Source organism: Palleronia abyssalis, assembly GCF_900302445.1.
In the GTDB taxonomy this organism is placed as follows: Bacteria; Pseudomonadota; Alphaproteobacteria; order Rhodobacterales; family Rhodobacteraceae; genus Palleronia; species Palleronia abyssalis.
Map to the genome: position 1 here is coordinate 1 of NZ_ONZF01000027.1, position 5513 is coordinate 5513.

9 protein-coding genes are annotated in these 5513 nt (G+C 44.6%); all 9 read left to right on the top strand.

Translation table 11 applies throughout. The features are described 5' to 3' along the window. Positions 1–180, top strand: a 180-nt coding sequence (locus tag PAA8504_RS23030) for a phage DNA packaging protein C (protein WP_108896172.1), incomplete at its 5' end; no start/stop codon positions are given. Continuing rightward, a complete protein-coding gene (locus tag PAA8504_RS23035) occupies positions 177–635 on the top strand; it encodes a scaffolding protein D (RefSeq protein WP_000084700.1) in 459 nt (152 codons plus the stop codon). The genes PAA8504_RS23030 and PAA8504_RS23035, both read left to right, overlap by 4 nt. Beyond that, positions 635–751 (top strand): phage DNA packaging protein J, encoded by a 117-nt coding sequence (locus PAA8504_RS23040; RefSeq protein ID WP_000033471.1) that lies wholly within the window; start codon positions 635–637, stop codon positions 749–751. The genes PAA8504_RS23035 and PAA8504_RS23040 overlap by 1 nt, the downstream gene beginning before the upstream one ends. 36 nt (positions 752–787) lie before the next feature. Beyond that, entirely contained in the window at positions 788–2071 is a 1284-nt protein-coding gene (locus PAA8504_RS23045; RefSeq protein WP_000065572.1) for a major capsid protein, read from the top strand. 110 nt (positions 2072–2181) lie between these two features. Continuing rightward, positions 2182–2709 (top strand): hypothetical protein, encoded by a 528-nt coding sequence (locus PAA8504_RS23050; RefSeq protein ID WP_000487867.1) that lies wholly within the window; start codon positions 2182–2184, stop codon positions 2707–2709. Between the two features lie 8 nt (positions 2710–2717). Next, positions 2718–3704, top strand: a complete 987-nt coding sequence (locus PAA8504_RS23055; protein WP_000466547.1) for a Minor spike protein — start codon at positions 2718–2720, stop codon at positions 3702–3704. A 63-nt stretch (positions 3705–3767) separates the two neighbouring features. Further along, complete coding sequence (locus PAA8504_RS23060) at positions 3768–5309, top strand: replication endonuclease (protein ID WP_000252566.1); 1542 nt, start codon at positions 3768–3770, stop codon at positions 5307–5309. Beyond that, on the top strand, positions 5242–5394 hold the full coding sequence (locus PAA8504_RS23065) for a hypothetical protein (RefSeq protein WP_435988044.1): 153 nt from the start codon (positions 5242–5244) through the stop codon (positions 5392–5394). Before PAA8504_RS23060 ends, PAA8504_RS23065 begins: the two co-directional genes overlap by 68 nt. Further along, a partial coding sequence (locus PAA8504_RS23070) for a phage DNA packaging protein C (protein WP_503121352.1) occupies positions 5327–5513 on the top strand: 187 nt, incomplete at its 3' end. The genes PAA8504_RS23065 and PAA8504_RS23070, both read left to right, overlap by 68 nt.

The window sequence follows — 5513 nt, forward strand, 5'->3', positions numbered from 1 at the left end:
AAAACTGACGCGTTGGATGAGGAGAAGTGGCTTAATATGCTTGGCACGTTCGTCAAGGACTGGTTTAGATATGAGTCACATTTTGTTCATGGTAGAGATTCTCTTGTTGACATTTTAAAAGAGCGTGGATTACTATCTGAGTCCGATGCTGTTCAACCACTAATAGGTAAGAAATCATGAGTCAAGTTACTGAACAATCCGTACGTTTCCAGACCGCTTTGGCCTCTATTAAGCTCATTCAGGCTTCTGCCGTTTTGGATTTAACCGAAGATGATTTCGATTTTCTGACGAGTAACAAAGTTTGGATTGCTACTGACCGCTCTCGTGCTCGTCGCTGCGTTGAGGCTTGCGTTTATGGTACGCTGGACTTTGTAGGATACCCTCGCTTTCCTGCTCCTGTTGAGTTTATTGCTGCCGTCATTGCTTATTATGTTCATCCCGTCAACATTCAAACGGCCTGTCTCATCATGGAAGGCGCTGAATTTACGGAAAACATTATTAATGGCGTCGAGCGTCCGGTTAAAGCCGCTGAATTGTTCGCGTTTACCTTGCGTGTACGCGCAGGAAACACTGACGTTCTTACTGACGCAGAAGAAAACGTGCGTCAAAAATTACGTGCAGAAGGAGTGATGTAATGTCTAAAGGTAAAAAACGTTCTGGCGCTCGCCCTGGTCGTCCGCAGCCGTTGCGAGGTACTAAAGGCAAGCGTAAAGGCGCTCGTCTTTGGTATGTAGGTGGTCAACAATTTTAATTGCAGGGGCTTCGGCCCCTTACTTGAGGATAAATTATGTCTAATATTCAAACTGGCGCCGAGCGTATGCCGCATGACCTTTCCCATCTTGGCTTCCTTGCTGGTCAGATTGGTCGTCTTATTACCATTTCAACTACTCCGGTTATCGCTGGCGACTCCTTCGAGATGGACGCCGTTGGCGCTCTCCGTCTTTCTCCATTGCGTCGTGGCCTTGCTATTGACTCTACTGTAGACATTTTTACTTTTTATGTCCCTCATCGTCACGTTTATGGTGAACAGTGGATTAAGTTCATGAAGGATGGTGTTAATGCCACTCCTCTCCCGACTGTTAACACTACTGGTTATATTGACCATGCCGCTTTTCTTGGCACGATTAACCCTGATACCAATAAAATCCCTAAGCATTTGTTTCAGGGTTATTTGAATATCTATAACAACTATTTTAAAGCGCCGTGGATGCCTGACCGTACCGAGGCTAACCCTAATGAGCTTAATCAAGATGATGCTCGTTATGGTTTCCGTTGCTGCCATCTCAAAAACATTTGGACTGCTCCGCTTCCTCCTGAGACTGAGCTTTCTCGCCAAATGACGACTTCTACCACATCTATTGACATTATGGGTCTGCAAGCTGCTTATGCTAATTTGCATACTGACCAAGAACGTGATTACTTCATGCAGCGTTACCATGATGTTATTTCTTCATTTGGAGGTAAAACCTCTTATGACGCTGACAACCGTCCTTTACTTGTCATGCGCTCTAATCTCTGGGCATCTGGCTATGATGTTGATGGAACTGACCAAACGTCGTTAGGCCAGTTTTCTGGTCGTGTTCAACAGACCTATAAACATTCTGTGCCGCGTTTCTTTGTTCCTGAGCATGGCACTATGTTTACTCTTGCGCTTGTTCGTTTTCCGCCTACTGCGACTAAAGAGATTCAGTACCTTAACGCTAAAGGTGCTTTGACTTATACCGATATTGCTGGCGACCCTGTTTTGTATGGCAACTTGCCGCCGCGTGAAATTTCTATGAAGGATGTTTTCCGTTCTGGTGATTCGTCTAAGAAGTTTAAGATTGCTGAGGGTCAGTGGTATCGTTATGCGCCTTCGTATGTTTCTCCTGCTTATCACCTTCTTGAAGGCTTCCCATTCATTCAGGAACCGCCTTCTGGTGATTTGCAAGAACGCGTACTTATTCGCCACCATGATTATGACCAGTGTTTCCAGTCCGTTCAGTTGTTGCAGTGGAATAGTCAGGTTAAATTTAATGTGACCGTTTATCGCAATCTGCCGACCACTCGCGATTCAATCATGACTTCGTGATAAAAGATTGAGTGTGAGGTTATAACGCCGAAGCGGTAAAAATTTTAATTTTTGCCGCTGAGGGGTTGACCAAGCGAAGCGCGGTAGGTTTTCTGCTTAGGAGTTTAATCATGTTTCAGACTTTTATTTCTCGCCATAATTCAAACTTTTTTTCTGATAAGCTGGTTCTCACTTCTGTTACTCCAGCTTCTTCGGCACCTGTTTTACAGACACCTAAAGCTACATCGTCAACGTTATATTTTGATAGTTTGACGGTTAATGCTGGTAATGGTGGTTTTCTTCATTGCATTCAGATGGATACATCTGTCAACGCCGCTAATCAGGTTGTTTCTGTTGGTGCTGATATTGCTTTTGATGCCGACCCTAAATTTTTTGCCTGTTTGGTTCGCTTTGAGTCTTCTTCGGTTCCGACTACCCTCCCGACTGCCTATGATGTTTATCCTTTGGATGGTCGCCATGATGGTGGTTATTATACCGTCAAGGACTGTGTGACTATTGACGTCCTTCCCCGTACGCCGGGCAATAATGTTTATGTTGGTTTCATGGTTTGGTCTAACTTTACCGCTACTAAATGCCGCGGATTGGTTTCGCTGAATCAGGTTATTAAAGAGATTATTTGTCTCCAGCCACTTAAGTGAGGTGATTTATGTTTGGTGCTATTGCTGGCGGTATTGCTTCTGCTCTTGCTGGTGGCGCCATGTCTAAATTGTTTGGAGGCGGTCAAAAAGCCGCCTCCGGTGGCATTCAAGGTGATGTGCTTGCTACCGATAACAATACTGTAGGCATGGGTGATGCTGGTATTAAATCTGCCATTCAAGGCTCTAATGTTCCTAACCCTGATGAGGCCGTCCCTAGTTTTGTTTCTGGTGCTATGGCTAAAGCTGGTAAAGGACTTCTTGAAGGTACGTTGCAGGCTGGCACTTCTGCCGTTTCTGATAAGTTGCTTGATTTGGTTGGACTTGGTGGCAAGTCTGCCGCTGATAAAGGAAAGGATACTCGTGATTATCTTGCTGCTGCATTTCCTGAGCTTAATGCTTGGGAGCGTGCTGGTGCTGATGCTTCCTCTGCTGGTATGGTTGACGCCGGATTTGAGAATCAAAAAGAGCTTACTAAAATGCAACTGGACAATCAGAAAGAGATTGCCGAGATGCAAAATGAGACTCAAAAAGAGATTGCTGGCATTCAGTCGGCGACTTCACGCCAGAATACGAAAGACCAGGTATATGCACAAAATGAGATGCTTGCTTATCAACAGAAGGAGTCTACTGCTCGCGTTGCGTCTATTATGGAAAACACCAATCTTTCCAAGCAACAGCAGGTTTCCGAGATTATGCGCCAAATGCTTACTCAAGCTCAAACGGCTGGTCAGTATTTTACCAATGACCAAATCAAAGAAATGACTCGCAAGGTTAGTGCTGAGGTTGACTTAGTTCATCAGCAAACGCAGAATCAGCGGTATGGCTCTTCTCATATTGGCGCTACTGCAAAGGATATTTCTAATGTCGTCACTGATGCTGCTTCTGGTGTGGTTGATATTTTTCATGGTATTGATAAAGCTGTTGCCGATACTTGGAACAATTTCTGGAAAGACGGTAAAGCTGATGGTATTGGCTCTAATTTGTCTAGGAAATAACCGTCAGGATTGACACCCTCCCAATTGTATGTTTTCATGCCTCCAAATCTTGGAGGCTTTTTTATGGTTCGTTCTTATTACCCTTCTGAATGTCACGCTGATTATTTTGACTTTGAGCGTATCGAGGCTCTTAAACCTGCTATTGAGGCTTGTGGCATTTCTACTCTTTCTCAATCCCCAATGCTTGGCTTCCATAAGCAGATGGATAACCGCATCAAGCTCTTGGAAGAGATTCTGTCTTTTCGTATGCAGGGCGTTGAGTTCGATAATGGTGATATGTATGTTGACGGCCATAAGGCTGCTTCTGACGTTCGTGATGAGTTTGTATCTGTTACTGAGAAGTTAATGGATGAATTGGCACAATGCTACAATGTGCTCCCCCAACTTGATATTAATAACACTATAGACCACCGCCCCGAAGGGGACGAAAAATGGTTTTTAGAGAACGAGAAGACGGTTACGCAGTTTTGCCGCAAGCTGGCTGCTGAACGCCCTCTTAAGGATATTCGCGATGAGTATAATTACCCCAAAAAGAAAGGTATTAAGGATGAGTGTTCAAGATTGCTGGAGGCCTCCACTATGAAATCGCGTAGAGGCTTTGCTATTCAGCGTTTGATGAATGCAATGCGACAGGCTCATGCTGATGGTTGGTTTATCGTTTTTGACACTCTCACGTTGGCTGACGACCGATTAGAGGCGTTTTATGATAATCCCAATGCTTTGCGTGACTATTTTCGTGATATTGGTCGTATGGTTCTTGCTGCCGAGGGTCGCAAGGCTAATGATTCACACGCCGACTGCTATCAGTATTTTTGTGTGCCTGAGTATGGTACAGCTAATGGCCGTCTTCATTTCCATGCGGTGCACTTTATGCGGACACTTCCTACAGGTAGCGTTGACCCTAATTTTGGTCGTCGGGTACGCAATCGCCGCCAGTTAAATAGCTTGCAAAATACGTGGCCTTATGGTTACAGTATGCCCATCGCAGTTCGCTACACGCAGGACGCTTTTTCACGTTCTGGTTGGTTGTGGCCTGTTGATGCTAAAGGTGAGCCGCTTAAAGCTACCAGTTATATGGCTGTTGGTTTCTATGTGGCTAAATACGTTAACAAAAAGTCAGATATGGACCTTGCTGCTAAAGGTCTAGGAGCTAAAGAATGGAACAACTCACTAAAAACCAAGCTGTCGCTACTTCCCAAGAAGCTGTTCAGAATCAGAATGAGCCGCAACTTCGGGATGAAAATGCTCACAATGACAAATCTGTCCACGGAGTGCTTAATCCAACTTACCAAGCTGGGTTACGACGCGACGCCGTTCAACCAGATATTGAAGCAGAACGCAAAAAGAGAGATGAGATTGAGGCTGGGAAAAGTTACTGTAGCCGACGTTTTGGCGGCGCAACCTGTGACGACAAATCTGCTCAAATTTATGCGCGCTTCGATAAAAATGATTGGCGTATCCAACCTGCAGAGTTTTATCGCTTCCATGACGCAGAAGTTAACACTTTCGGATATTTCTGATGAGTCGAAAAATTATCTTGATAAAGCAGGAATTACTACTGCTTGTTTACGAATTAAATCGAAGTGGACTGCTGGCGGAAAATGAGAAAATTCGACCTATCCTTGCGCAGCTCGAGAAGCTCTTACTTTGCGACCTTTCGCCATCAACTAACGATTCTGTCAAAAACTGACGCGTTGGATGAGGAGAAGTGGCTTAATATGCTTGGCACGTTCGTCAAGGACTGGTTTAGATATGAGTCACATTTTGTTCATGGTAGAGATTCTCTTGTTGACATTTTAAAAGAGCGTG